General features: G+C 72.7%; 21 protein-coding genes. 11 read left to right on the top strand and 10 right to left on the bottom strand.

What is annotated here, in order from left to right; genetic code table 11:
* Positions 1 to 101: 101 nt before the first annotated feature.
* Entirely contained in the window at positions 102 to 1421 is a 1320-nt protein-coding gene (locus ACFY0T_RS34010; protein ID WP_388879339.1) for a Cmx/CmrA family chloramphenicol efflux MFS transporter, read from the bottom strand.
* A gap of 242 nt (positions 1422 to 1663) precedes the next feature.
* A complete protein-coding gene (locus ACFY0T_RS34005) occupies positions 1664 to 2308 on the bottom strand; it encodes a hypothetical protein (protein ID WP_388879336.1) in 645 nt (214 codons plus the stop codon).
* A gap of 47 nt (positions 2309 to 2355) precedes the next feature.
* Here ACFY0T_RS34005 and ACFY0T_RS34000 point away from each other — a divergent pair, with 47 nt between their 5' ends.
* The 3 genes from ACFY0T_RS34000 (at position 2356) to ACFY0T_RS33990 (ending at position 5397) form a co-directional block, all read left to right on the top strand.
* Entirely contained in the window at positions 2356 to 3030 is a 675-nt protein-coding gene (locus tag ACFY0T_RS34000) for a maleylpyruvate isomerase family mycothiol-dependent enzyme (RefSeq protein WP_388879333.1), read from the top strand.
* A 248-nt stretch (positions 3031 to 3278) separates the two neighbouring features.
* Positions 3279 to 3968, top strand: a complete 690-nt coding sequence (locus tag ACFY0T_RS33995; RefSeq protein WP_388879330.1) for a copper homeostasis protein CutC — start codon at positions 3279 to 3281, stop codon at positions 3966 to 3968.
* Positions 3969 to 4182: 214 nt separating this feature from the next.
* Positions 4183 to 5397, top strand: coding sequence for a trypsin-like serine peptidase (locus tag ACFY0T_RS33990; RefSeq protein ID WP_388879327.1), 1215 nt, complete (start codon positions 4183 to 4185; stop codon positions 5395 to 5397).
* 295 nt (positions 5398 to 5692) lie between these two features.
* Here the strand turns inward: ACFY0T_RS33990 and ACFY0T_RS33985 are convergent, their stop codons facing one another.
* On the bottom strand, positions 5693 to 7657 hold the full coding sequence (locus tag ACFY0T_RS33985; protein WP_388879493.1) for a HelD family protein: 1965 nt from the start codon (positions 7655 to 7657) through the stop codon (positions 5693 to 5695).
* Between the two features lie 390 nt (positions 7658 to 8047).
* On the opposite strand from ACFY0T_RS33985, the gene ACFY0T_RS33980 reads away from it, so the two are divergent.
* The 3 genes from ACFY0T_RS33980 (at position 8048) to ACFY0T_RS33970 (ending at position 9656) form a co-directional block, all read left to right on the top strand.
* Positions 8048 to 8239 (top strand): hypothetical protein, encoded by a 192-nt coding sequence (locus ACFY0T_RS33980; protein WP_388879325.1) that lies wholly within the window; start codon positions 8048 to 8050, stop codon positions 8237 to 8239.
* A complete protein-coding gene (locus tag ACFY0T_RS33975) occupies positions 8236 to 8382 on the top strand; it encodes a hypothetical protein (protein ID WP_388879322.1) in 147 nt (48 codons plus the stop codon). The genes ACFY0T_RS33980 and ACFY0T_RS33975 overlap by 4 nt, the downstream gene beginning before the upstream one ends.
* 71 nt (positions 8383 to 8453) lie before the next feature.
* The gene (locus ACFY0T_RS33970) at positions 8454 to 9656 is read left to right on the top strand and encodes a glycosyltransferase 87 family protein (RefSeq protein WP_388879490.1); all 1203 of its coding nucleotides are present in this window, start codon (positions 8454 to 8456) and stop codon (positions 9654 to 9656) included.
* On the opposite strand, the gene ACFY0T_RS33965 is transcribed toward ACFY0T_RS33970, so the two are convergent.
* Positions 9610 to 11265 (bottom strand): DNA repair helicase XPB, encoded by a 1656-nt coding sequence (locus ACFY0T_RS33965; RefSeq protein ID WP_388879319.1) that lies wholly within the window; start codon positions 11263 to 11265, stop codon positions 9610 to 9612. The two genes, ACFY0T_RS33970 and ACFY0T_RS33965, sit on opposite strands and share 47 nt — an antisense overlap.
* 118 nt (positions 11266 to 11383) lie before the next feature.
* Entirely contained in the window at positions 11384 to 13927 is a 2544-nt protein-coding gene (locus ACFY0T_RS33960) for a helicase-associated domain-containing protein (RefSeq protein WP_388879316.1), read from the bottom strand.
* A gap of 268 nt (positions 13928 to 14195) precedes the next feature.
* Between ACFY0T_RS33960 and ACFY0T_RS33955 the strand changes: the two genes are divergently transcribed.
* Both ACFY0T_RS33955 and ACFY0T_RS33950 read left to right on the top strand, forming a co-directional pair.
* Complete coding sequence (locus tag ACFY0T_RS33955; RefSeq protein ID WP_388879313.1) at positions 14196 to 15254, top strand: hypothetical protein; 1059 nt, start codon at positions 14196 to 14198, stop codon at positions 15252 to 15254.
* A gap of 531 nt (positions 15255 to 15785) precedes the next feature.
* On the top strand, positions 15786 to 16409 hold the full coding sequence (locus ACFY0T_RS33950) for an HAD family hydrolase (RefSeq protein ID WP_388879310.1): 624 nt from the start codon (positions 15786 to 15788) through the stop codon (positions 16407 to 16409).
* Here ACFY0T_RS33950 and ACFY0T_RS33945 read toward each other — a convergent pair.
* Positions 16406 to 16678 carry a hypothetical protein gene (locus tag ACFY0T_RS33945; protein ID WP_388879307.1) on the bottom strand — a complete coding sequence of 91 codons (273 nt, stop codon included), beginning with the start codon at positions 16676 to 16678 and terminating at the stop codon, positions 16406 to 16408. The genes ACFY0T_RS33950 and ACFY0T_RS33945 overlap by 4 nt on opposite strands.
* A 197-nt stretch (positions 16679 to 16875) precedes the next feature.
* Here ACFY0T_RS33945 and ACFY0T_RS33940 point away from each other — a divergent pair, with 197 nt between their 5' ends.
* Positions 16876 to 17259 carry a cold-shock protein gene (locus ACFY0T_RS33940; protein ID WP_099503518.1) on the top strand — a complete coding sequence of 128 codons (384 nt, stop codon included), beginning with the start codon at positions 16876 to 16878 and terminating at the stop codon, positions 17257 to 17259.
* 4 nt (positions 17260 to 17263) lie between these two features.
* On the opposite strand, the gene ACFY0T_RS33935 is transcribed toward ACFY0T_RS33940, so the two are convergent.
* The 4 genes from ACFY0T_RS33935 to ACFY0T_RS33920 form a co-directional block, all read right to left on the bottom strand.
* A complete protein-coding gene (locus tag ACFY0T_RS33935; RefSeq protein WP_388879304.1) occupies positions 17264 to 18139 on the bottom strand; it encodes a 1,4-dihydroxy-6-naphthoate synthase in 876 nt (291 codons plus the stop codon).
* Positions 18129 to 18890: a futalosine hydrolase gene (locus ACFY0T_RS33930; RefSeq protein WP_388879301.1), complete on the bottom strand. Its 762-nt coding sequence runs from the start codon at positions 18888 to 18890 to the stop codon at positions 18129 to 18131. The genes ACFY0T_RS33935 and ACFY0T_RS33930 overlap by 11 nt, the downstream gene beginning before the upstream one ends.
* Positions 18860 to 19357 (bottom strand): DUF2771 domain-containing protein, encoded by a 498-nt coding sequence (locus ACFY0T_RS33925; protein WP_388879298.1) that lies wholly within the window; start codon positions 19355 to 19357, stop codon positions 18860 to 18862. The genes ACFY0T_RS33930 and ACFY0T_RS33925 overlap by 31 nt, the downstream gene beginning before the upstream one ends.
* A gap of 82 nt (positions 19358 to 19439) precedes the next feature.
* Positions 19440 to 20870: an MFS transporter gene (locus ACFY0T_RS33920; protein WP_388879295.1), complete on the bottom strand. Its 1431-nt coding sequence runs from the start codon at positions 20868 to 20870 to the stop codon at positions 19440 to 19442.
* A 552-nt stretch (positions 20871 to 21422) separates the two neighbouring features.
* Here ACFY0T_RS33920 and ACFY0T_RS33915 point away from each other — a divergent pair.
* Together ACFY0T_RS33915 and ACFY0T_RS33910 are read left to right on the top strand one after the other, a co-directional pair.
* Positions 21423 to 22349, top strand: a complete 927-nt coding sequence (locus ACFY0T_RS33915) for a DUF3027 domain-containing protein (RefSeq protein WP_388879292.1) — start codon at positions 21423 to 21425, stop codon at positions 22347 to 22349.
* A 316-nt stretch (positions 22350 to 22665) separates the two neighbouring features.
* Positions 22666 to 25926 (top strand): sacsin N-terminal ATP-binding-like domain-containing protein, encoded by a 3261-nt coding sequence (locus tag ACFY0T_RS33910; RefSeq protein ID WP_388879289.1) that lies wholly within the window; start codon positions 22666 to 22668, stop codon positions 25924 to 25926.
* The last annotated feature ends 19 nt before the right edge of the window (positions 25927 to 25945 follow it).

Genomic DNA, 25945 nt, shown 5'->3' with positions numbered 1-25945 from the left:
CATGCTCCCGCCTACGGTCCCCAAGTCCTCGCCCACGTCCCCGCCCATGTCCCCGCTCACGTCTGCGCCCCTGTCTCCCATGCGGGCGAGGATAGGTCGGATCATCCCTCCGTACGTACTGGATTGTTCGCGGTGTCCGTGACCTTGTCCCTGCCCGCTTCCGTGCCCGTATCCGTGTCCGCTTCGTTGTCCGTATCCCTGTCCGCGGAGCCCGTCTTGGCCACGATGCGCGAGGCCCCCGTACGGCGATGCAGCCGCAGCGAGACCGTGATCACGCCGATGGCGGTTGCCGTCAGGGCGGCGCCCGCCCACGCGGTGGCGGGGTAGCCGAGGCCCGCGTCGATGACCGTGCCGCCGAGCCAGGGCCCGCCGCTGTTGCCCAGGTTGAAGGCGGCCGTGGTGGTGGCGCCCGCCAGCGTGGGGGCGGCTCCCGCGAGGTTGAACATGCGGGCGTTGAGCGCGGGGGCGGTGTAGAAGCAGGCGATCCCGAGGAGGAAGGAGAGGACGACGGCGGCGATGGCGTACTGCCCGAGGAGGGCGAGCGCGGCCAGGATGACGGTGTCGGCCGCGATGCCGCTGATCAGTACTCCGAAGAGGTGCGCGTCGGCGATCCGCCCGCCGATCGTCGTACCGATGAGCGCGCCGACCCCGAAGAGGGCCAGCACGGTCGGCACCCAGCCGTCGTCGAGCCCCGCGACGTCCGTGAGCAGCGGCGCGAGATAACTGAACGCGCAGATGACGCCGCCCCCGGCGAGCGCGATGACGCCGATGGACAGCCAGACCTGATGGTCGCGGAAGATGCGCAGTTCGCGCTTCAGCCGCGGTTTCTCGGCGGGATGGGGGTCCCCCCGCTCGAGCGAAGCCGAGAGTGGGGGAGGGATGCGCGGGACGAGCGTGACGATCCCGACGAGCGCGATCGCGGACGCCGCGCCGACGGCCCAGAACGCCGACCGCCAGCCGAGGTCCTCGCCGAGGAAGGCACCGGCCGGTACCCCCAGCACGTTCGCGATCGACAGCCCGCCGATCATCACGGCCAGCGCACGGGCCCGGGCGTTCTCCGGCACCATCGCGATCGCCACCGCCGCGCCGACCGCCCAGAAGCCCGCGCACGCGAGCGCGCTGACGATACGGGAGGCGAAGAGCACGGCGTACGTCGGCGCGAGGGCACCGGCTATCTGCCCCAGGCCGAACACCGCGATGAGCGTGACGAGGGTCGTACGGCGGGGCAGCCGCAGCGTCGCCACCGCGAGGAGGGGCGCCCCCACGACCATGCCGATCGCGAACGCCGAGATCAACAGGCCCGCCTGCGGGATCGTGACGTCCATGTCGTCCGCGATGGGCGGCAGCAGCCCGGAGAGCATGAACTCGCTGGTGCCGAGGGCGAAGACGGAGAGGCCGAGGATGTAGACGGCGAGGGGCATGCGGGGGTGGTGAGCGACGGGGGTGGGTGCGCAAGCGGGCGCGGGTACGGGCGCGGGCGTGTCCGGGATCAATGGTCCGGAGGCCAATGATCCCGAGGACGACGGTTCGGAGGGCGACGGTTCGGAGGGCAACGGTCCAGGGCTTGGGGGCATCCTTCCTTCGTACGTGGTTCAGGGCCGGTCGTCGAACCGGTTTTCGGCGCGGATGCTTCAGCCGCTCAGCCGCTCACCCGTTCCATCGTTCAGCCGGTGAGCAGATCCAGCTCGGCGCCGATGTTGTACCGCGCCGTCGCCTCCCACTCCGTCGCCCCGTGCGGTGTGTGGAACAGGCGGGGCAGGGCGAGGAGTTGGCGCAGGATCGCGGCGCGGCCCTCGCGGAAGGCGTCGTTAGGGACGAAGGCGTACTCCTGGCGGACGGCGGCGGTGTAGGCGGCGTACGCGCTCGGGGAAGCGGCCAGGATCGCCAGGTCGGCGTCGCACAGGACCTGGCCGTTGCGGTCGTCGTCGGCCGGGTCGTGGGTGACGGTGAGGCGGACCAGCCGGGCGACCTCCTCGGTCTTCGCCTCGGACACCCTGGCCTCGGGGAGCGCGCGTTCGGCGAGGTGGGCCGAGCGCTCCTCGTTCTCGGAACGGTCGGGGAGGTACACGGCGTCGTGGAACCAGGCGGCCAGGCGGACGACGTCCGGGTCGTCCGCGTACTTCTCCAGTACGTCGATGTGGTCGAGGACCGCCGTGAGGTGCGCGACGGTGTGGTAGTGGCGCTGGGGCTCCTGCCAGCGGTTGAGCAGGTTGTCGGCGTACGGGACCGGGTCCGGGCCGCCGCCGGGCGCCCGGGCTCCTTCCAGGGCACGGGTCCAGCGGGTACGCAGCGCGTCGAGATCGGCCATGCGCTCATTCTCCCGCCATCGGCCCGGTGGCCCCTAGCGTGGAACCCATGACTACTGCTGACGTGCACGACGTACGGGACCCCGAGCTGCCCGGACGGCTCCTGACCATCGAGCGCGACGCGTTGGTACCGCTGCTGCGCGCCCGGCCGGACGAGGACTTCGCGCTGGCGACGGCGGCGTGTCCGGGGTGGACCGTGCGGGATGTGCTCGCGCACTGTTCGGCCGTGTTGATCCGGGTGGTGGAGAGCCGCTTCGAGAAGGGGGTCTTCTCGCCCGAGTCGAACGACCGGGACATCGCCGAGCGCGCCGACTGGCCGAACGCACGGGTCGTCGACGAGCTGGAGCGCGGGATGACCGAGGCCGGGCCGGTGATCGCCAAGGCGGGCGGTGTGCTCGACCCGATCGCGCTGGGCGAGTGGGTGCACGCCGGTGACGTGCGCGAGGTCTTCGGGGAGCCGGGGGCGTACGCGGGCGACGGGCTGCCCTACGCGCTCACGCTCCTCGCCCGGATCACCCGCGAGAAGGGGCACCTGCCGCTGCACGCCGACCTCGACGACGTGGACGAGCCGGTGCGGCTGGGCGGTGTGCCGGGGGATCGGCCGCCGGCCCGGTACCTGGGGGATGCCGCGACGCTTGTACGGCTGTACGCCGGGCGGCCGGTGCGGGGTGCGGGGTACGAGCTGGCGGGCGCGAGCGCGGAGGAGCTGAACATCTTCGGGTGACGGGTGGGTGAGGGGCTCCGCCCCGTCAGGGGCGCGAGGAACTGCGCGACCAGCCCCCACCCACCCGCAGCAGAAGAGCCACCCCGGGGTCTGGGGGGGCGGAGCCCCAGGTAGGGACGGGTAGGGGCGGAGGGGGCGAAAAACACCCCACCCCCACCCCGACTCGGCGTGATCTTCTCGCGGCGGCAGCCCCACCCGCGTACCCTGGGATTGGACTAGACCTGTAGCCGCCCAAGGGAAGAGGTCCTATGAGCATGCGCGCAGTCCTGGAGGTCATCGCCCTCGGCGTAGAGGACGCGGTCGCCGCCCAGGCCGGAGGTGCGGACCGGCTGGAGCTGGTCACCGACATCGCCGCCGACGGACTCACCCCGCCGGTGGAGACCTTCGCCGGGATCCGCGCCGCCGTCGACATCTCGCTGCGTGTGATGCTCCGTCTGGCGGACGGCTTCGCGGCGGGGGACGTCGACGCCCTCGTACGCGTCGCCGGCGAGATGCGCACCGCCGGAGCGGACGAGTTCGTGCTCGGGTTCCTCGACGAGCACGGCGGCCCCGACCTGGCCGCCGTGGAGCGGATCGTCGCCGAACTGGACGGCTGCCGCTGGACCTTCCACCGCGCGATCGACCGCGCCGCCGACCGCGACGCCCTGCGCAAGCAGCTCGCGGACCTGCCGGGCCTCGACGCCTACCTCACCGCCGGGTCCCCCGCGGGCGTGGACGACGGCCTCCCCACGCTCCTCGCCGAGGCCGCGCGCCACGGCGAACCGGGCTATGAGCCGCGGATCATGGTCGGCGGCGGGCTCCGCCTCGACCACGTGCCGCGCCTGCGTGCCGCGGGCCTCGACGCCTTCCACATCGGCGGCGCCGCCCGCCCGGGCGGATGGACCGGCCCGGTCTCGGTGGAGACGGTACGCGAGTGGCGGGCCGCCTTGGACGCGTAGGAAGCGGACGGGCGAGGGGCGGGCGAGGGGTGCGCCCGGTCCGTCGCCCGAGGTCACAGATCCATATCCGCCCGGTAGTTGTTGTGTGTGGAGAGTCTCCCCGCGATCACGGCCCGGTCGCGTGCGTGCATATTAGGGATGCCCCGGTGAGCCGGGGCATGACAAGTACGACGCACGCGCGAAGCACCACGCACCAACAGGGGGACAAGGCTCCATGCCATCCATACGCAGCCGCTCACTCGCGGCCGCCGCAGCCGTGATCGCGGCCATCATGGTCACCACCACGGCCTGTGACAGCAAGAAGGACGACAACGGGGCCGCCGCGCAGCCCTCGTCGTCCGCCCAGGCGGACAAGGACGTCGACACCGGCCAGGACGACGGCTCCACCTCGCTCGGCGGCTACAAGCTGCCCGCCGGTATCCCCACCGACCTCAGCGGCGCCGCCCTGGAGAAGTGGAAGAACGGGGGGTGGAAGGACTACAGCAACTGGGCATCCAAGGCCGAGGACTTCGCCAACCCGTACATCAAGGACTTCTGGACGCCGGAGCAGATGGCCCAGGCGAAGGCCAGCATTCCGGTCGCCCAGGCGGGCAGCACCAGCTCCGGTTCCGGCAGCGGCGCCACGTCGTACCTGCCCGACGGGAAGGTGACGCGGAAGGTCGCCACCAAGGTGAAGGCGACCTACCACCGCTACGCGGCGCCGGTCGGCAAGCTGTTCTTCTCCTCGCCCGAGGGCAGCATGGTGTGCTCCGCCGCGGTCGTCACCGACCCGGCGCACCCGGGCAAGTCCAACCTGGTGTGGACCGCGGGTCACTGCGTGCACGCGGGCAAGGGCGGCGGCTGGTACCGCAACATCGCCTTCGTCCCCTCGTACAACAACGGCGCGAAGCTGAGCAACCGCCAGATCACCGACCCGCGCGCCAAGTCCGTCTCCCCGTACGGCGTTTGGTGGGCCAACTGGGCCACCACGTCCTCCCAGTGGATCAAGGGCGGCGGCCACCAGGGCAACGCGGCCTCGGCATACGACTACGCCGTGCTGCACGTGAAGCCCGAGAGCGGCAAGAAGTCCCTTCAGGAGCGGCTCGGTTCGGCCCTGCCGGTGTGGTTCAACGCCCCGTCGGCCAACAAGGTCAAGAACATGAAGGTCCGCGGCTACCCCGCAGAGTCGCCGTACGACGGCTCGAAGATGTACGACTGCCGCGGCGCCACCAAGCGTTTCGTGCTGGCGAGCAACGCCCCCGCCCAGTTCATGATCGGGTGCACGATGAACGGCGGCGCCTCCGGCGGACCGTGGTTCATGTCGCACAACGGCAGGACCTATCTGGTCTCCAACAACTCGCTGAGTGACCGCAAGACGTTCATCACCGGGCCCCGCCTCGGCAAGAACGCCAAGCAGGTCTATCTGGCGACCAGCCGCAAGTTCAAGTAATTCAAGTAGCCGCATTCGTACGGCTGTTGGTGGCCCTCGGCGCTCGGCGCCGGGGGCCACCGCGCGTCTGCCCCCGTGTCGTGACCGCCGCCACGCCCGTCGCGACCGCCATCAATCCCGCCCCCACCAGCAGGAACCACCGGTCGCCGAACAGGGCGATCGCCAGGCTGCCGGTGCCGCCCGCCGCCGCCATGCCCAGATAGAGCGCGCTGCTGTTGAGGGAGACCAGAACGGGCGCGTTGGCGGGGGCCCGGTTCCCCGGCCTCCTGGACGCTCTGCTGAAATCCGTGCCGGATTAGGCGAGTTGGGGCGGCAGCGGTGCCGCGTGCGTGACGATCAGGCCCGAGACCGCCCGGGTCAGCGCCACGTACAGGCGGCGCAGGCCGGTCCGCTCGTCCGGTTCGCCGTCGACGACGGCCTGCGGCTCGTCGAGGACCACGTAGTCGTACTCCAGGCCCTTGGCGAGCGAGGCGGGTACGAGGGTGAGACGGGTCTCGGCCGTCGTCTCCTCGCCCGGGCCGAGGTACGTCTGCCCGGCCGCCGTCAGCGCCTCCGCGAGGATCGGGATCCGGGCGTCGGCGGCGATGAGCCCGATCGACCCCTCGTTGCGCAGCAACTCCTCGGCCGCCGCGACGACTTCGGCGTCGGCCGCGCTCGTCCGCACCTCGAAGAAGCCCGGGTTCTCCCGCACGGACGCCACCGGTGTCAGCCCGGGCGCGATGTGCGGCAGCAGCCGGGAGGCGTAGGTGATGACATCGGTGGGCACACGGAAGCCCGCCGTCAGCTCCTCGACGACGGCTTCCTCCTTGCCGAGATGGCGCAGCGCCTCGTCCCAACTCCGGGTGGCCCAGGGCGTCGTGCCCTGCGCGAGATCCCCCAGCACCGTCGCCGAACCGGTCGTGCAGCGCCGCCCCACCGCCCGGTACTGCATCGGCGACAGGTCCTGCGCCTCGTCGAGCACGACATGCCCGAGCGAGTGCGTGCGCTGCACGAGATCGGTGGCCTCATCGATCAACACGGCGTCGGCGGCGGACCACTTGGCCGACTTCACCGACCGCACCGGCTTCTGCCAGAGGATCTCCTTCTGCTCGTCCTCGTCGAGGATCCCCTCCGCGTGGACGGCGAGGAAGTCGGCATCGGAGAGCAGCCGCAGCACGAGCTTGGCCGGATCGACGGGCGGCCAGATCGCCTTGACCGCGGCCTTCACCGCGGTGTTGCGGGCGACGGCGTCCTGCACCCGGTCGTCCGGCGCCTCGCCCGACCGCTCCATCTGGACCAGCACGGCGTGCGCGATCCGCTGCGGAAGGGCTTCACGGGCGGCGCCGTACCGGATCTCGCGGTCCAGCAACTCCCGCACGATCTCTTCGAGTTCGTATGCCGGTACGCGCCAGCGCCGCGAACCGCGCACCACCACGACCGGCTCGCTCGGCAGGGTCACATGCGAACGGACGGCCCGCCGCAGCACCTCCGCCATCCGCGCGTCGCCCTTGATGACGGCCGCGGCCGCGTCGTCGCTCCCGCGCACCTCGACCTGCGCGACCAGGTCGTCGACGGTCGCCTGCTTGACCTCCAACTCGCCGAGCGCCGGGAGGACTTGCTCGATGTAGTGCAGGAAGGACTTGTTCGGCCCGATGACGAGGGTGCCGGTGCGGGCGAGCCGCTCCCGGTGGGCGTACAGCAGATACGCGACCCGGTGCAGGCCGACGGCGGTCTTCCCGGTGCCGGGACCGCCCTGCACGCACACGGAGCCGGCGAGCCCGCTGCGGACGATCTCGTCCTGCTCCGGCTGGATGGTCGCCACGATGTCGCGCATCGGGCCCACGCGCGGACGCTCGATCTCCTGCTGGAGCAGCTTGCTGGTGGTCGCCACCTCGGCCGGGTCCGACAGATGCTCGTCCTCGTACGCCGTGAGGTCACCGCCGGTGTAACCGAAGCGGCGCCTGAGCCCGACGTCCATCGGGTCCTTTTTCGAGGCCCTGTAGAACGGCTGCGACACCGGCGCGCGCCAGTCGATGACCATCGGGTCGCCGTCCGCGTCGTGCACATGCCGCCGCCCGATGTAGAACTGCTCGCCCTCCGCGCCCTCCGCCATGTCCGCGCCCGGCGCGTGCAGGTAGTCGAGCCGACCGAAGAACAGCGGGGTGTGGCTGAGGTCGGCGAGGGCCTTGATGCGCTCGTCGATCTGCCGGTGCAGCACCTCGGCGTTCACCCAGTTCGCGGTGACGTCGCTGATGTCGAGGTTCTCCACGTCCTCGCGCATCGCGCGCAGGGCGGCACGGGACTCGCTGAGGTGGGCCCGCTCGCGGGAGAGGGGGTCGTCGGACCGGGTGTCGGCCGGATAGTCGGGCGGGGTGGACACGGGGGTTGCCTCCGGGGACCTGCTGCGTGAGTGAATCCGTGGATGCCGTCCGGTTTCCGGCCGGGCGGCGGCACTCCGTGACGGGAGGCGGGCAAGAGCGGAGATTCTAGGTGACGGGAGGATGCGGGGGCCAATGGTTTTCCACCGCCTCAGGGGTGGGAACCCCGGGACCCTAGGGGTCGGAGTCCGTCGTGAGGCGTAGGACGAGGGACCTGGGGGTGTACGAGGAGGCCGACGAGGTTAGGTCCGGAGGGCGACGCCATTCGGGGCAAGGAGTTCCACCATGGATACATGAGCGCAGCAACCTTCACCCCAGGCCCTGTCCACCCCAGCCCGCCGCCCGGCGCGACGGCCGTCACCTCCACCCACCACCGCCACCGCCTCGGCGACGCCCTGCGCGCCGTCAAGGTGTTCGCGGAGGCGGCCTTCGGAGTGGTGCTCCTTGGCGAATACGGCGAGGAGGCAGGCGTACGGCGCCGGTGAGCCGTACGCCTGACGTGCGGCCGGACGTGTCACCCGTGGCCGTACGCCTGACGCGCAGCCGTACGTCCGACGCCCAGTCGTACGCCCGACTCGCGCCGGTGAGCCGTAAGCCCGTCACGTCGGTGAGCCGTACGCCGGGCTGAACTGCCCCGGACACTAGGGTCACTCCGTGCCTCGACGGAACGTGACCACCCCTGTACTCACCGAAGTCACCCTGCTCGCCCTCTCCTTCGCCGCCTTCTGCGCGCTGTGCGTCGTCACACGCGCCCCCATGGCCGATGCGCTGGTCTACCGGGCCGAGGGCGCGGCCGTAGCGCACGGCACGGATCTCTACGGTTTCACCGTCACCGAGTGGCAGCTGCCCGCCACGTACCCGCCCTTCGCGGCGCTCCTCTTCGTCCCGACGGCCTGGCTTCCGCCGGACGCCCTCAAGGTGGCCTTCGTCGCCGGAAACGTGGCCCTGCTGGCCGTGCTGGTCCGGCTCTCCTGCCGTCTCGCGGGCCTCCCGGAGCGGCTGCCCGCCGTCTGCGCCGCCACCGCCCTCGCCCTGTGGCTCGAACCCGTCTTCCAGACCGTCCTCTTCGGCCAGATCAACGTCGCCGTCGCCTGCCTGATCCTCTGGGACCTGACCCGGCCGCCCGGCGCCCCCGGCAAGGGCATCGCGCTGGGCATCGCGGCCGGGGTGAAGCTGACACCCGCCCTCTTCATCGCGTACCTGCTGCTCACCCGCCGACGCGGGGAGGCGGCCACCGCCGCGTCGGCCTTCGCCGGGACCGTCCTGCTGGGCGCGCTCGCGCTGCCCGCCGCGAGCGTGGACTTCTGGACCAGGCGGCTGTACGAGACCGACCGCGTCGGCAAGGCGTGGATCGTCGACAACCAGTCGCTTCAGGGCCTGATCGCCCGCGCCCTGGGGGAGCCGTCACCGGGCCTCGCCTGGGCACTGCCCGCGGTGGCCATCGGCTGCGCGGGGCTCCGGCTCGCCCGCCGGGCCGACGATGACCGCTGGGGCGACGATGACGGCCGGGCCGGCGATGACCGCTGGGCCGGCGATGACCGCTGGGGCGTGCTGCTCACCGCCTTCACGGCCCTCCTCATCTCTCCGATCAGCTGGTCGCACCACTGGGTGTGGTGCGTCCCGCTGATCGCCGTGCTGTACGCCGGACAGCGCCGCCGGCTGGCCGCGACGGTGACCGCGGTCTTCACGGCCCGCACCCTCTGGCTGATCCCGCACCAGGGCGACCTGGACCTTCAACTGCCCTGGTGGCAGCAGCCGTTGGCGTCGCCGTATCCGCTGCTCGCGCTGGCGCTGCTGCTCGCGCTCGCCGCCGACCGGCCGGCCCTTGGAGGGATCCGTGCCTGCCGGCCTCCGCTCAGCTCTCCGATTCCTCCGCGGCCAGCAGCTCGTCCGCGTCGATGATCCGGTACGCGTACCCCTGTTCCGCGAGGAACCGCTGCCGATGGGCGGCGAAGTCCTGGTCGATGGTGTCGCGGGCGACGACGGAGTAGAAGTGGGCCTGGTGGCCGTCGGCCTTGGGCCGCAGGACCCGCCCCAGCCGCTGGGCCTCCTCCTGCCGCGACCCGAAGGTGCCCGATACCTGGACGGCGACGGTCGCCTCCGGCAGGTCGATGGAGAAGTTCGCGACCTTCGACACGACGAGGACGCTGATCTCGCCCTCCCGGAAGGCGTCGAAGAGCTTCTCGCGCTGTGCGTTGGACGTCTCGCCCTTGATGACGGGTGCGTTCAAGTGCTCGCCCAGCTCGTCGAGTTGGTCGATGTACTGCCCGATGACGAGGATCTGCTGCCCGGCGAAGCGGCGGACGATCGCCTCCGTGACCTTCCGCTTGGTCTCCGTCGTCGCGCAGTAGCGGTACTTCTCCTCGGTCTCGGCGGTGGCGTAGGCGAGCCGCTCGGAGTCGGTGAGATTGACCCGGACCTCGACACAGTCGGCGGGCGCGATGTACCCCTGCGCCTCGATCTCCTTCCAGGGCGCGTCGAACCGCTTCGGCCCGATGAGCGAGAACACATCCGACTCGCGCCCGTCCTCACGCACGAGCGTGGCGGTGAGACCGAGACGGCGGCGCGCCTGCAGGTCCGCCGTGAACTTGAAGACCGGCGCGGGCAGCAGATGCACCTCGTCGTAGACGATGAGCCCCCAGTCCCGGGAGTCGAAGAGCTCCAGATGGGGATAGATCCCCTTCCGCTTGGTCGTCAGCACCTGGTACGTCGCGATGGTGACCGGCCGGATCTCCTTCTTCGTACCGCTGTACTCGCCGATCTCGTCCTCGGTCAGCGAGGTCCGCTTCACCAGCTCGTGCTTCCACTGCCGGGCGGAGACGGTGTTGGTCACGAGGATGAGGGTGGTGGCCTTGGCCTGCGCCATGGACCCGGCCCCCACGAGCGTCTTACCGGCACCACAGGGGAGCACGACGACCCCGCTGCCTCCGTGCCAGAAATTCTCGACGGCCTGCTTCTGATACGGCCGCAGCGCCCACCCGTCCTCCGCCAGCTCGATCGGATGCGCCTCGCCGTCGACGTACCCGGCGAGGTCCTCGGCCGGCCAGCCCAGCTTCAGCAGCGTCTGCTTGATCTGCCCGCGCTCGGAGGGGTGCACGGCCACGGTGTCCGGGTCGATCCGGGTGCCGACCAGCGGCGCGATCCGCTTGGACCGCAGCACCTCTTCGAGGACAGGCCGGTCGGTGGTGGTGAGGACGAGCCCGTGCGCCGGGTGCTTGCTCAGCGTGAGGCGCCCGTAGCGGTCCATCGTGTCGGCGATGTCGACGAGCAGCGCGTGCGGCACGGGGTACCGGCTGAACTCCACGAGCGCGTTCACGACCTGCTCGGCGTCGTGCCCGGCAGCGCGCGCGTTCCACAGCCCGAGCGGCGTCACCCGATACGTGTGAATGTGCTCGGGCGCCCGCTCCAGCTCCGCGAACGGCGCGATGGCCCGCCGACAGGCGTCCGCCAGCTCGTGATCGACCTCTAGCAGGAGTGTCTTGTCGCTCTGGACGATGAGGGGTCCGTTCACACCCGTCCCTTTCTGCGCGGCGGCACCCCGCGCGGATGACCGGCCAAACGTCCAGTGTGCCGCATCCGGCTCAGAACCCGAGGGGGTCTGTCTTTCCCCAGTTCAGAGGGGGGCCGGGTCAGGCCTGGTCGTCCGCCAGTTCCGCGACTCCCGTCACCCGGTGCAGGGGGTACGTGCGGACTTCGTCCGCTGTGTGGTCGTAGGCGGTGACGAAGCCGCCTTCGACGCGGATGGGGGCGATGACGCGCTGGCTGGCGGCGCCCTCGGCGTTGACGTAGCCGATCCACAGGGACTCGCCGGTGAGGACGGCGGCCTGCATGGTGGCGAGGGTCTCGGCGGAGCTGGTGCGGGGGAGGTCGCCGTTGCCGCCGGGGCGGTCGGTGGCCGGGGCCGGTTTACGGGGGGTCGTCGAGGCCCGGTCGCCGGCGCGGATGGCGCGGATCGCGGCGCCGAGGAGGGTGGCGTCGGGGACCGGGGGGCCGTCGGGGACGGGTTCCGGGGCCGTGCGGGGCGGGGTGCGGTGGGCGTGGGCGCGGGTGATCAGGACGTCGCCCTCGGCGGACTCGGCGGCGGGCGCGAAGCCCATGGAGCGGAGGCCTTCGAGCAGGGCGGCCGGGTCGGCCTGGGCGGCCAGGACCGTGGGCGCGAGGCGGCCCAGGCGGAGGCCTTGCGAGCGCTTGTCGGCGAGGATCTCGTTCAGCAGCGCCTCGTCGTCGCAGCGGACGTACGCCGATGCCGCGCCGATCCGCAGATGGCCGTGTTTGCGTGCCACGTCGTCGATCAGATAGGCGAGCGGCTGCGGGACGGGGGTACGGGAGTGGGCCGCAAGGAACGCGTGCAGGTCCGACGCGGAGCGGCCGGCGTCGAGGGCGCGGCGCACCGACCCCGGGGTGAAGCGGTAGACCGTCGCCCCGCCCTTCGACTCCACGTCCGCGAGGACGCCGAGCGTGTCGGCCAGCGGGCGCTCCAGGGGGCCCGGCGCGACCGCGGTCAGGTCCGCCTGGAGGAGGACGTGGTCCAGCGGCTCCGGGAGGAGGGGGGCGAGCAGACGGGCAGCCTGGGCGGCGGCCGCGGCCTGCTCGGCGGGGGAGTGGGTGGCTGGGGCTTCGGGGAGGGGGAGGTGCCGCTTGTGGACGGGGAGCTTGTCGCCGGGGCCGGTGGATTCGGTGTCGTGGGCGGTCGCCGGCGGGAAGCCCAGCAGCGCCCGCCCCTGCGCGGACAGCGCTCCCCGTCCGGTGATCCCCAGCATTTCCGCCTCGGAGAGGGTCCAGCGGGCCAGGCGGGTGCGCAGGTCGTCCGTGGTGGACTGGGCGCCCCGCAGCGGGCGCTCCCAGTGAAGGCGGGCGAGGACGGAGTCCGCGGTGGGGGAGGCGCCCTCGGGGAGCGCGGCGAGGAGGGTGAGGACACGGTGGCGGACCTCGGGGGCCGCGGAACGGTCCAGGCCGGGCCCGAGCGCCGAGAGCGTACGGTCCTTCGCGTCCCGTCCGCCGACCAGGCCCGCCGTGCGGGTCGCGGCCAGCCACGCCGAGGCGAGCCGTGCCCAGCGCTCGGCGGCGGGCAGCTCCAGCCACTCGTCGTACGCGGGCGTCGCCGCGTACCGCTCGTCGGCCTCGCCGTCCGACGCCAACAGGCCCGCCGCGTACGCCAGTTCCACCCAGAATGCGGCCACCGGCTCCGGTACGTCCAGCGCCACCGCCGTCCGCTTCAGGTCCCGCACGCTCAGCCCGCCCGCGCGCAGCACGGCCGGACCGCCCTCGTGCCAGTCCTTGAGCAGCTCCTCGACGGTCGCCAGGGCCGAGTACGCCTGGCCGGCGGCCGCGGCGTCCACAACCTGTGGACGGTGTGTCGCCGCGGCCTCCACCGCCGGCGCCACCGGCTCCGCCGCCCGGTGCGCGCGGCCCGCCCGCAGGTGCAGGGCGACCTCCCGGGGCAGTACGACCGTGCCGGGCGCCGTCGGCAGCAGCAGCCCGCGGTCGATCAGCCAGCGCAGATGGCGCGCCGGGTCGGCCGTCACCTGGCCGTACGGCGGTCCCCACACCAGCCGGGACAGCACGTCCACCGACTCGGCGGGGGCGTCGTCGAGGAGCGCCGCCATGCGCGTACGGTCCGTGAAGAGGTCGGTCAGCGCCGCCACGGCGGACACCGAGTCGTGGGTGCTCGGCAGCCCGGCCGCCGCCACGATCTCCTGGATACGCCCCGGGGACATGCCCGCCGTCGCCTCCGCGACGGTCGGTCCGAGCCCCGTCGGGGACGGGTGCTGCGGGGACGGCGCCAGCAGCTCGCGTGCCGTGCGCACCAGGCGGAGGCGGTCGTCGGGGCCCCAGACCAGGGCCTGGTCGCGCAGCGTCCCGAGAGCGTGCGGGAACGCCGCCGTGACCGCCGGGTCGCTGTCGTCGCCGGCCATCAGTCCGAGCAGTTCGTCGTACGTCGCCGGGTCCGACGCCACGGCCAGGGCTTCCGCCGTCTGCAACGCGAACCGGTCCAGGCGCTCCAGGGCGCGGACGACCGAGGCGCGGGTGCCGGCGCGGGTGGCGAGCTGGGTGAGGTCCGTGGGCACGGGGGTGATCAGGTCCGGGCGGGACCTGAGGAGCGCGGACAGTGAGGCGTCGTCCCGCGCGCGGAGGGCTTCCGCCAGGGAACGCGGAGCGGTCTCGGTGCTCATCCTGTCAACGGTAGCGGGTGGGGTGCGAGCAGGGCGTTGTCCGGGGCCCCGCCCCGCAAGGGGCGCGGGGAACTGCGCGACCAGCCCCCACTCACTCGCGGCAGAAGAACCACCCACGGGGTCTGGGGCGGAGCCCCAGGGGACGATGGGGGTCCCCCCTGCTCGAGCGAAGCCGAGAGCTTGGGGGAGGGTAGGGGCGGCGGGGGCGAGAAAACCGATACCTTCGTCACCACGGGGTATCCAACGCACCCGCCCCGGAGGGGACTTCGTGGGGATTGAGAGCGACCAGCTCGTCTTCGACTACCTGAGCCGTGTCGGAGACCTGGCCCAGCAGCGCCAGCTGCCGTCCGCGACACGGATGCGGCTGGTGTCGGAGCTGCGCAACGAGATCGACCGCCGCAGGGCGAAGGCGACCGTCGACAGCCCCGCCGCCGTCCGCCGGATCCTCTCCCGCCTCGGCACCCCCGAGGAGATCGTCGCGGCGGCTGGCGGCGACGCCGGCCCCGGTACGGAGCCGTGGGCCGCCGTCCCCACCCAGCGCACCACCGAAGCGGAACCTCGTCCCAAGGGCCTGCGCCGCGTCGTCCCGAAGCCGCGCCCCGCGGAACCGGAACCCTCCGAGAACGCCGACGCCCCGTCCCCGCCGCACCTCGCGAGCGCGCACGAGCTGGGCGACAGCGCCGCCCAGCCGGACTGGTGGCGCGGGGACAGCAGCCCGTTCGGGCTCGACGACAGCGTGCCGGGGTTCGTCGGAGGCGTGGAGATCCCCGAGCTGCTCAAGCGACCGCCGGAGGACAGGCCCGACGAGGGCGGGAAACCCCCGAAGGAAGCGTTTCCGGACGAGGAGCCGAAGCCCAGGCCGAAGGCCGAGCGAAAGGCTGGGCGAAGGGCTGGGTCGAAGGCCGATCCGGAGGCCGAGGCGACGGCTGCCCCGGAGGCCGGAGCAGAGACTGCCCGGCCCCCACGCCGCCGTCTCCTCTCCAGCCCCAGTGGCTGGAGCAACCCCCTCCTCCTGATCGCCGCCGCACTTCTCGTCGCGGGCGCCGTCCTCGGCAACTGGTTCGCCCTGGGTCTCGGCTGGCTCATCGCCTACGCCTCGCGCCGGCTGACCCCCGCCGAGTCCAAGTGGGCGGTCTTCGTCCTGCCCGGCCTGGCCGCCACGGCGGGCATCGTCTGGCTGTGGGGCCGCACGAACGGCCGCTGGGGCGACCCCATCGCCAAGGGGCACATGAACGACGCGCTCCTCGAAACCTGGCCCTGGGTCGTCCGCGGCGCCGCCGTCGCCTCCGCCCTCTACCTGGTATGGCGCTCCCAACGCCAACGCTGACCCTCAGCCTGAGGGGCGCGGGAACGGGCCGCCGGATTTTGTCCTGCGGCCCGTACTGGGTTCGCCTGCCGCCTGTGGTGGGGCGGGGCCGTGCCGGAGCATCCGTCCTCGGTCTGGCGCGGAATCGGTCGGGTTCCGAGGGACTCGGCGGTGACGCGCCATCCGCTGCGGGCGGACGTTCCGGCACGTCCCCTCACGCCGGTGAGCGGCTGCGGACCGTACGGCCCACGCCGTCTCGCTGCGGACCGTACGGATCCAAATGCGGGCATGTGGGCCGCTGGGGCAGCGCCCCACCCGTTCTGTCCTAGCTGCGGGCAATCGTGCCGCTGGGGCGGCACGGGTGGGCGCAGCGGCACCCTGTAAGCGCCGGTAAGCGCATCCACCTCGAGCCAGCCCCGACGCCGGGTGCCCCCGGCGGTGCCCCGGCTTCGGCCGAGCCCAGCCCCCGCTGCCACCGACAGCTGGCGCGCCCGAGCCCGGCCCCGCCCCACCCCCAAATCCCTGGCCCCCACCCCCCACCCCCTGGGCACAATGGCCCATATGACTTCCCCCGTGCTGACCGTCGGCTTCGACCTCGATATGACTCTGATCGACTCCCGCCCCGGTATTCACGCCTGCTACCAGGCGCTTTCCGCGCGGACGGGGGCGTACATCGACTGCGATCTGGTGGTGACACGGCTCGGGCCGCCGTTGGAGGAGGAGCTCGTCAACTGGTTCCCGGCGGGGGAGGTCGCCGCCGTCGCGGATCTTTACCGTGAGATGTACCCCACACACGCCATCACCGGCACGCTGGCGATGCCCGGTGCCCGGGAGGCCGTCGCGGCCGTGCAGGCCGCGGGCGGGCGCGCCGTGGTGGTCACCGCGAAGTGGGAGCCGAACGCCAAGCTGCACTTGAAGCATCTGCGCATCGACGCGGACGCCCTGGTCGGCAACCTGTGGGCCGAGCAGAAGGCGGAGGCGCTGCGCGAACACGGCGCGAGTGTGTACGTCGGCGACCACACCGGAGACATACGCGGCGCGCGCACGGCGGACGCGTACTCCGTCGCCGTGGCCACCGGACCGTGCGACGCGGAGGAGTTGCGCGCGGCGGGCGCGGACGTCGTCCTCACCGACCTCACGGAGTTCCCGGCGTGGCTGGAGGAGTACCGGCCCTAGCCCGCGCGGAGTACGTCCTCACCGCGCGTCGCGCGCGCCCTGCGGCGGCCTTCCGCGATCGACTGGAGCACCCCGGCTCCGGCCAACAGGAATCCGACGCCCATGAGCATGCTCAAGCCGAACATGTACGTCGGAAAAGGAGTCGTGCCGAGCAGCAGCGGTGCCACGGTGACCAGAGTGGCCACCGCTCCGATGAAGAAGACGATGGCACCGGCACGGATCAGCCGGTCGCCGGCCTCGGCGGAATTCGTTTGGGTTTTGTCACGCACCCGACCAGGGTAGTTCCCAGCGCGAAGGAACAATCCAGCGACGTCTTGTCACCAGCCGCCGGACCATTAGCCTTGGTACCGGCGGGTCCGACGACCCGCTGTAGTGCTATCCAGAGCCGTTTTACTGGCAGTTGCCCATGCAACAGCCCGAGCAGTTTTCAGAGCAGTTTCCGACGAGTACGAGGACGAGGACAGACGTGCCTACCGGCAAGGTCAAGTGGTTCAACAGCGAGAAGGGCTTCGGCTTTCTCTCCCGCGACGACGGCGGCGACGTCTTCGTTCATTCCTCGGTCCTGCCCGCCGGAGTCGATGCTCTCAAGCCCGGCCAGCGCGTGGAGTTCGGCGTCGTCGCCGGTCAGCGCGGCGACCAGGCGCTTTCGGTGACCCTCCTGGACCCGACCCCCTCCGTCGCGGCCGCGCAGCGCCGCAAGCCGGACGAACTGGCCTCCATCGTCCAGGACCTGACGACCCTCCTCGAAAACATCACGCCGATGCTGGAGAAGGGCCGTTACCCCGACAAGGCCTCCGGCAAGAAGATCGCCGGCCTGCTGCGAGCGGTCGCCGACCAGTTGGACGTCTAGACGCTCACGGGAAATTCAGCGCGTCCGGGCCGAGGGGCGGTACGAGCCCCTCGGCCGCCGCACGCGTGAGCAGGCCCCGGATCGCCGCGTAACCGTCGTCGCCAAGGTCCGCCGTGAACTCGTTGACGTACAGGCCGATGTGCTGGTCCGCGACCTTCGGGTCCATCTCCTGGGCGTGTTCGAGGACGTAGGGGCGGGAGGCCTCCGGGTCGTCCCAGGCGGCGCGGACCGAGGCGCGGGCCGCCTCGGCGAGGGCCTTCAGCCGCTCCTCGCCCAGCGAGCGCTTGGCGATGATCGCGCCGAGCGGGATCGGCAGCCCGGTCGTCCGCTCCCAGTGTTCGCCCATGTCGGCGAGCTTGTGCAGCCCGTAGTTCTGGTACGTGAAACGCGCCTCGTGGATGACGAGTCCCGCGTCGACCTTCCCGTCCCGCACGGCCGGCATGATCTCGTGGAACGGCATGACCACGATCTCGCCGACCCCGCCCGCCAGCACGTCCGCGGCCCACAGGCGGAAGAGCAGATACGCCGTCGACTTCTCGCTGGGGACGGCGATCGTACGGCCGGTCAGGTCCGCGTCCGCCTCCCGCGTGAGCACCAGGGGGCCGCAGCCCCGCCCCAGCGCGCCCCCGCAGGGCAGCAGCGCGTACTCGTCGAGGACGTACGGCAGCACGGCGTACGACACCTTCAGCACATCGAACTCGCCACGCTCGGACATGCCGTTGGTGATGTCGATGTCCGCGAAGGTGACGTCCAGTGCGGGCGCGCCGGGCACCCGGCCGTGGGCCCAGGCGTCGAAGACGAAGGTGTCGTTCGGGCAGGGCGAGTACGCGATCCGCAGGGGCTCGGACAGCTTCGGCTCGGGCAGCTTCTCAGGGCTCATATGGGTTCCAACTCTCCAGTGCGGGCGCCAGCTTCCCGAAACCCTCGGTGAGTGCGGCGAGCGCTTCGCCGATGCGCCAGGCGGCGCGGTCGCGCGGGCCGACGGGGTTGGAGACCGCGCGGAGCTCAAGGACGGGCACACCATGAGCCGCGGCCGCCTCGGCGACCCCGAACCCCTCCATCGCCTCGGCGAGGGCGCGGGGGTGCCGGGCGCGCAGCTCGGCGGCGCGGGCGGCGGTGCCGGTCACGGTGGAGACGGTGAGCACCGTCCCGGTGCGTCCACCCGTGGCCGCAGCGATCGCTCGTACGAGTGTTTCTGGTGGACGGTGGCTGATGGTTCCGAAGCCGAGTCCGGTGACGGGGACGAAACCGTCCGCGGTGTCGGCGCCCAGATCCGCCACGGTGATGTCGTCGGCGACGACGAGCGACCCGACGGGGGCGTCGGGCTGGAAGCCGCCCGCGATACCGGCGCAGACGACCAGGTCGTACGGCTCGCCGCCGAGCGCGGCCGCGGTGAGCGCGGTGGCGGTGGAGGCGGCGGCGCGGGCGGGGCCCACACCGGCGGCCAGCAGGTCGTACCGGTGTGCCGCGCCCGCTCGGTGGAGGGTCACCCCGGGGAGCGGGATCTCACGGGTCGGGGCGGTGAACGCCCCGGCCACCGCGTCCCGCTCGATGGGGACCGCGGTGGCGACGAGGACACGTACTCCTGCGGAAGACGTGGTCAGGAGTCCTTCTTGAGCTTGAAGGACCACAGGCCGGTGACCGTCTTCTCGCCCTCCTTGATGGAGACGAGCGTGGAGTTGCCGCTGGCGCCGTACTGGGCGTTGAAGAAGACGCTGCCCGGGATCGTCCGGTACGTCTTCGTGCTGGAGTCGGTCAGCGGCTGACCGTTCATCAGGATCGTCCAGCCCTTGTCCGCGATCTCCGGGTCCACGCCGAACCGCACGGTCTCGTCGGGGTCGACCTTGATGGACTTGATGTCCTCGGACTTCAGGCACTTCGCCAGCTCCGCGGTCTTCACCGCCTTGCCGTCGTTGTAGCAGTCGGTCTCGGAGCTCACCGAGTTCTTGCCGACCGTGATGGTGGCACGCGGCGTCGGCTTGTCACAGGCGGACAGGACGAGAAGTCCGGCGGATACGGTGCCGACGACGGCAACGGCGCGACGGCGGCGCGCAGCGCTGAGTCCATTAGCGGCTCTGCCGCGGGGCAGGGATGTCATGGTGGAAGGCTATCGGGCACGTCCACCGCTCTCCCCACGTGGGGTACGGCGTGCCGTCCCGTCCCCCGGGCGGGCGCCCGCCTCAGGCCACCCGCGGCCGGGCATGTCCCCCGCGCCGCGCCGAGCTCAGCAGCCCCCGTACGGTCGTCAGCCACCCCGCGGCGACGATCGCGGCCGCCACGGAAAGCCCGAGCGTGCCGTTGAGCGGCAGCGCGATGCCGATGCCGCCGCCGATGACCCAGGCCATCTGCAGCAGCGTCTCGGAGCGGGCGAAGGCGGAGGTGCGGACGAGTTCCGGGACGTCCCGCTGGATCAGCGCGTCCAGGGACAGCTTGGCGAGAGCCTGCGCGAACCCGGCGACCGCGGCGAGGATTGCCACGAGGGCCGCCCCGAAGAACAGCGCGGCGATGATCGCCGCCCCCAGCACGAACGCGACGACCGTCACGATGATGATCTCCGGAGCGCGCTGTTTCAGCCAGGCTCCGACCGCCGTGCCGAGCGCGTTGCCCACGCCCGCCGAGACGCCCACTATCCCGAGCGAGACCGCCGCGCTCTCGCCGGTCAGCGGATGCTCGCGCAGCAGGAAGGCGAGGAAGAAGATCAGGAAGCCGGAGAGACAGCGCAGCGAGGCGTTGGCGCCGAGCGCGTGCGTGACCGCCGTGCCGACGGTACGCAGCCCGGGGCGCGGAACCGGCTTCTTCAGATGCGGCCCATGCAGATGCTCCTCGTCCGCGGCGAGCAGCGCCTTGTCCTCGCCCTTGGCCGAGTCGACCTTGTGCGGCAGCGTGAACGACAGGAACGTACCCGCGATGAAGATCACGAAGGCGCCGTAGAGCGGATAGCGCGGGCCGAGCGCCTGCAGCCCCGCCCCGATCGGCGCGGCGACACCGGTGGCGAGCAGCCCGCCCAGCGTGACCCGGGAGTTCGCCTTCACCAGGGAGAACTTGGGCGGCAGCAGCCGTGGCACGACAGCACTGCGTACGACCCCGTACGCCTTCGACGCCACCAGCACGCCCAGCGCCGCCGGATACAGCTCGATGCTGCCGGTGACGACCGCGCTCGACAGCAGCAGCGCGAGGAAGGCCCGGGCGAGCATCGCGCCCGCCATGGCGGCGCGGCGGCCGTGCGGGAGCCGGTCGAGGAGGGGGCCGATCACCGGCGCGAGGAGGGTGAAGGGCGCCATGGTGACGGCGAGGTAGAGGGCGACGCGGCCGCGGGCCTCGTCGGTCGGGACGGAGAAGAAGACGGTGGAGGCGAGCGCGATGGTGATCATGACATCGCCCGCGCCGTTCACCGCGTGCAGCTCGATCAGCTTCCCGAGGCCCGACTCACCCGCCCCGTGCGCGTGCGTCGCCTTCCGGATCCCGCGCGCCGTCCCTGTCACCGGGAAGTGCAGGGCACGCCCCACCGCACGGACGGACCCGCTCATCCGGCCCGATCCGCCACCCCGACTACTCCCCTTGGCACCACCACCGACTCCGGTGGCTCCCTGGGGCGACCTTGCGGCTGCCACTCCGTCATAGTGCCCCGAGATGGGGGTGCGTAGTGCGGTTACCGCGCGTATGGGGGCCGAGTGGCGCGACGCCGGGGCCGACGGCCGGGCCGGCCGCCGGGGCCGACCGCCCCGGAGGAGCCTGCCTCACGATCCGAGCCGGGCGGGCAACCGGGCGGAGCCCGCGCGGCGGACCGAGCCGAGCGGCCTGCCGGGCGGAGCCCGTTTCACGGACTGAGACAGGTGGGCGGGTGGGAAACACGGCGCGGAGCGCCGAAGAAAACCGCCGCGGAGCGGCGAAGAGCTCGGCGCGGAGCGCAGAAGAACCCGGCTCGGGGCGCAGAAGAGTCCCGCCGGTGTGGGCCCAGGGGCCAGGAGAAGGTAGCGTGCGTAGCGCGCCTGCGGCGATTGTTCTCGGCCGCGCGCCTCTCGGTCATCCCGCAGAATGGATGGAGTAGGTGCGCCCGAGTGCGATCGGGCGCGGACGTCGACGCGGCCCCCCGGTCCGCTCCGTCCGCACCCCCGCCGAGGAATGGCGCACCCGTGAGACGGCGTAGGAGAGAAGCGATACCTGTGAGCGCAGCGACAACGCGAAGCCGCACCCCCGACCGCCTGTGCGCCGAGGCCGTCGACCTCGCCCGCGGCGCCGCCGAGGAGGTCGCCGCACCCGGCGTCGTCGGCGAGCACGTGGGGCTGGTCTCCGAAGGGGACCGTGTTGTCACGCACTTCTTCGAGTGCCAGGAGCCGGGCTACCGGGGCTGGCGCTGGGCGGTGACGGTGGCCCGCGCCTCCCGCGCGAAGATCGTCACGCTCGACGAGACGGTGCTGCTGCCCGGCTCGGACGCTCTCCTCGCTCCCGAGTGGGTGCCATGGAGCGAGCGTCTGCGCCCCGGTGACATGGGGCCCGGGGACCTGCTGCCCACGGACGCCGAGGACCTCCGCCTCGAACCCGGTTTCACGGGCGAGGACGAGCCCCCGCCGAACTCTCCCGTCTCGGAGGAGATGGCCGAGCTGGTGGAGGCGGAGGACGCGGAGGTCGCGGGCGGGACGCCGGCGACGCTGCCGGTCGCGCCGAGGCGCGGGTCGATCGCGGCGGTGGCCGAGGAGCTCGGTCTGCGCCGTGCGCGTGTCCTCTCCCGCTACGGCCTCCATGTCGCGGCCGACCGCTGGGAGGAGTCCCACGGCGCGAAGACGGCCATGGCGCAAGCCGCGCCCGCCACGTGCGTCAGCTGTGGCTTCCTCAACCCCATCGGGGGCTCGCTCGGGCAGGCGTTCGGCGTTTGTGCCAACGAGTTCTCGCCCGCTGACGGGCACGTCGTCTCCCTCTCGTACGGGTGTGGAGGTCACTCCGAGGCCGCAGTGATGCCGAAGCCGCCCCGGCCGGCTCCACCGGTCATCGACGAAACCAGGGTGGACCCCTTCCCCCTCCGGCCCTCCCCGGATTCCGGTTCGGTCTCGATCACCCCGGACGAGACCTCGGCAGAACTGGGCCACTCGTAACCGCGAGGGTGTTTTTCGCCCCCTCCGCCCCTACCCGTCCCGTCCCTGGGGCTCTGCCCCAGACCCCTGGGTGGTTCTTCGGCTGCGGGTGGGTGGGGGCTGGTCGCGCAGTTCCCCGCGCCCCTGAAGGGGCGCGGGGAACGCCCCAGGTACGGGACGGGTAAGGGCGGAGGGGGCGAAAACCCCCCACGCCCGCACCAGCCCAGGGTGCCCGGCCAAGAGAGCCCCGGGCGGAGCCCGGCCCCGCGCGCGGTACCTTCGTGCCGCGACCCGGCGCAGCACTCGCGGTCGCGCCAGGCGAGAGGGAGAGTGAACCGTGAGCAAGTTCGTGCGGCCGGCAGCCGAGGGCGCGGACCCGTTCGGGACGGCGCGCCTGCGACGCGGCGTGCTGGACGCCTGGGCGACCAGCCCGGCCCGGTTCCGCGAGGACGCCAACGCCGAGGAGGACCTCGTCCTCGGCGGCTACCGAGACCGGCTCGTCGTCGAGCTGGCCCAGAACGCCGCCGACGCGGCGGCAAGGGCCGGCGTCCCCGGCCGCCTCCGCCTCACCCTCCGCGGCGACGTACTCGTCGCGGCCAACACCGGCGCCCCCCTCGACGCGGCCGGCGTCGAGTCGCTCTCCACCCTCCGCGCCTCCGCGAAGCGCGACGCGCACGACACGGCCGTCGGCGCCGTCGGCCGCTTCGGCGTCGGTTTCGCCGCCGTGCTGGCCGTCACCGACGAGCCCGCCGTCGTCGGGCGGCACGGCGGCGTCCGCTGGTCCCTCGCCGAGGCCCGCGAACTCGCCGCCGACACCGCCCGCCACAGCCCGGGACTCGGGGACGAGATCCGGCGGCGGGACGGTCATGTGCCGCTGCTCCGGCTGCCGTTCGCGGCCGAGGGCACCGCCCCGGACCCGTACGACACCGTCGTGATCCTGCCCCTGCGCGACCCCGCGGCCGAGGATCTCGCCGAGCGGCTTCTGCAGCACATCGACGACGCCCTCCTGCTCGCCCTGCCGGGGCTGGAGGAAGTGGTCGTGGAGGCCGGGGACGCGGGCGTACGCACCCTTCGGCGCCGTTCCGACCGGCACGGCGTCACCATCGAGGACTCCCGCGACGGGACGACCAGCTACCGCACCGTCTCCCACCACGGCCCCCTCGACCCCGCCCTCCTCGCCGACCGCCCGGTCGAGGAGCGGCTGCGCCCGCACTGGTCCGTGACCTGGGCCGTGCCCGTGGACGGCAGCGACGGCAGCCCCGGCCGCCCCCGCACCAGCCCCGTCGTGCACGCGCCCACGCCCAGCGACGAGCCCCTCGGTGTGCCCGCCCTGCTCATCGCCTCCCTCCCGCTCGACACCACCCGGCGCCACGCCGCCCCCGGCCCGCTCACCGATTTCCTGGTGGAGCGCGCGGCGGACGCGTACGCCGAACTGCTCGCCGCCTGGCAGCCGGTGGGCGCCGGGATCATCGACCTGGTGCCCGGCCCGCTGGGCAAGGGCGAGCTGGACGGCGCCCTGCGTCAGGCGATCCTCGACCGGCTGCCGCGCACCGCCTTCCTGCCGCCCGCGATCGAGCCGGACGAGTCGGACCACGCCTCGGACGCCTCTGCCGACTGGCCCGAAACCGAAACCGAAACCGGCACCGGCACCGGCACCGGCATCGGTATCGGCACCGGAACCGGCACCCGCACCGGTATCGCGGAGAACCCGGCGGCCCTCCGCCCCCGCGACGCCGAGGTCGTCGAAGGCGCCGGTGCCGAAACCGTGCGCGTCCTCGCCGAAGTGCTGCCCAGCCTCCTGCCCGCCGGGCTCGAACGCCGCGTGGAGCTGCGGACATTGGGCGTCGCACGGGTGCCCCTCACCGAGGCCGTGGACCGGCTGGCCGGCCTGGAGAAGGACCCGAGCTGGTGGCGGAGTCTCTACGACAGCCTCGCCGGGGTCGACCCCGACCGGCTCTCCGGGCTGCCCGTGCCGCTCGCCGACGGGCGTACGACCATCGGCCCCCGCCAGGTCCTGCTGCCGGTGCCCGAAGGGCCCACCCCCGACGACACCTGGGCCGCCACCTCCGACACCCTCGCCCGCCTCGGCCTCAAGGTCGCCCACCCGGACGCCGCCCACCCGCTCCTGGAGAAGCTCGGCGCCCTCCCGGCCACGCCCCGCGCCGTGCTCACCACCCCGCAGGTGCGCGCCGCTGTCGCCGCCTCGCTCGACGACGAGGGCGGGGCGTGGGACGAGGACGCCCCGGACGCGGAGGAGCTGGCCGACACCGTCCTCGGGCTGGTCCGCGACGCCGGCCTCGAACCCGGCGACGAGCCCTGGCTCGGTGCCCTCGCCCTCCCGGACGAGGAGGGCGAGCCGGCGCCCGCGGGCGAGCTCGTGCTGCCCGGCAGCCCGTTCGCCCAGGTCATGCGCGAGGACGAACTCGCCTTCGTGGACGCCGAGTTGGCCGCGCGCTGGGGCGAACAGCCGCTCGCCGCCTGTGGTGTGCTCGCCAACTTCACCCTCGTACGCGCCACCGATGTCGTCCTCGACCCGGACGAACTGGAGCCTCGCGACTCCGACTTCGCCGAACCCGACGACGCGGGCCTGCTGGACGCGGTCGACGTGTGGTGCGAGGACGTCCTCGACCGGCTGCCGGACACGCCGGTGCCGCCGGTCGCCACCGAGATCGTCGCCGTACGGGATCTGGACCTGGTGGACGAGGAGCGGTGGCCCGAGGCGCTCGCCCTGCTCTCCCGGCCGCCGCTGCGGGACGCGCTCACCCAGCCGGTGCGGATCCTGCTGCCGGACGGCACGCACGAGATCGTCCGGCCGTACACTGCCTGGTGGTTGCGCGGGCATCCCGTCCTCGGCGGCCGTCGCCCCGCCGGGCTGCGCGCGGAGGGCAGCGATCCGCTCCTGCACGGCCTGTACGACGCCGCCGACGCCACCGGCTTCGAGGACGAGCAGGTGCTGCGGGCGCTCGGCGTCCGCACCTCGGTGGCCGCCCTCCTCGACGAACCCGGCGGCGCCGCCGAGCTCCTCGACCGGCTCGCCGACCCCGACCGTCAGATCTCCGGCGCCCAACTGCACGCGCTCTACGGCGCGTTGGCCGACCTCGACCCCGAGCAGGTGACCCTGCCTGACGAGCTGCGGGCCGTCGTCGACGGTGAGGTGCGCGTCGTGGACGCGGCCGACGCCGTGGTCGTGGACTCGCCCGACCTGCTGCCCTTCACCGGCGGGATGCCGCTGCTCCCCGTCCGGCCGTCGAGCGCCGCCGAGCTCGCCGAGCTGTTCCAGGTACGGCGGCTGAGCGAGTCCGTCACCGGGGAAGTGGACTCCGAGGGCACCGAACACGACGTACCGGAGTCCGTGCGGGTGCTGCTCGGCCCGGCGACCCCCACCTCGTACGTCGAACACGAGGAGCTCGTCGTCGACGGCACCGAGCTGGACTGGCGACGCACCCGGGACGGGGTGCTGCACGCCGCCACCCTGGAGGGCGTCGCCGCCGGACTCGCCTGGGCGGCCGGCCAGTGGCCCCGCCGCTTCGAGGTCGCGGCCCTCCTGGAAGACCCCTCCCGCACGGAGGAACTGGCCCGGGACCGCTGGTTCGACTGACGGGCGACGCCTGGTTCGA

The sequence above is a fragment of the Streptomyces sp. NPDC001530 genome (assembly GCF_042894545.1).
In the GTDB taxonomy this organism is placed as follows: domain Bacteria; phylum Actinomycetota; class Actinomycetes; order Streptomycetales; family Streptomycetaceae; genus Streptomyces.
This window is presented reverse-complemented; position numbering and strand designations above follow the sequence as displayed.

Excerpts from the sequence above, each read along its gene's own strand:
- ACFY0T_RS34005 (WP_388879336.1), bottom strand. The coding sequence starts at position 2,308 with ATGGCCGATCTCGACGCGCTGCGTACCCGCTGGACCCGTGCCCTGGAA.
- ACFY0T_RS33925 (WP_388879298.1), bottom strand. The coding sequence starts at position 19,357 with ATGACATCCCTGCCCCGCGGCAGAGCCGCTAATGGACTCAGCGCTGCG.
- ACFY0T_RS33960 (WP_388879316.1), bottom strand. The coding sequence starts at position 13,927 with ATGAGCACCGAGACCGCTCCGCGTTCCCTGGCGGAAGCCCTCCGCGCG.
- ACFY0T_RS33980 (WP_388879325.1), top strand. The coding sequence starts at position 8,048 with ATGAGCGCAGCAACCTTCACCCCAGGCCCTGTCCACCCCAGCCCGCCG.
- ACFY0T_RS33990 (WP_388879327.1), top strand. The coding sequence starts at position 4,183 with ATGCCATCCATACGCAGCCGCTCACTCGCGGCCGCCGCAGCCGTGATC.
- ACFY0T_RS34000 (WP_388879333.1), top strand. The coding sequence starts at position 2,356 with ATGACTACTGCTGACGTGCACGACGTACGGGACCCCGAGCTGCCCGGA.
- ACFY0T_RS33985 (WP_388879493.1), bottom strand. The coding sequence starts at position 7,657 with ATGCGCGAGGACGTGGAGAACCTCGACATCAGCGACGTCACCGCGAAC.
- ACFY0T_RS33995 (WP_388879330.1), top strand. The coding sequence starts at position 3,279 with ATGAGCATGCGCGCAGTCCTGGAGGTCATCGCCCTCGGCGTAGAGGAC.
- ACFY0T_RS34010 (WP_388879339.1), bottom strand. The coding sequence starts at position 1,421 with ATGCCCCTCGCCGTCTACATCCTCGGCCTCTCCGTCTTCGCCCTCGGC.
- ACFY0T_RS33935 (WP_388879304.1), bottom strand. The coding sequence starts at position 18,139 with ATGAGCCCTGAGAAGCTGCCCGAGCCGAAGCTGTCCGAGCCCCTGCGG.
- ACFY0T_RS33950 (WP_388879310.1), top strand. The coding sequence starts at position 15,786 with ATGGCCCATATGACTTCCCCCGTGCTGACCGTCGGCTTCGACCTCGAT.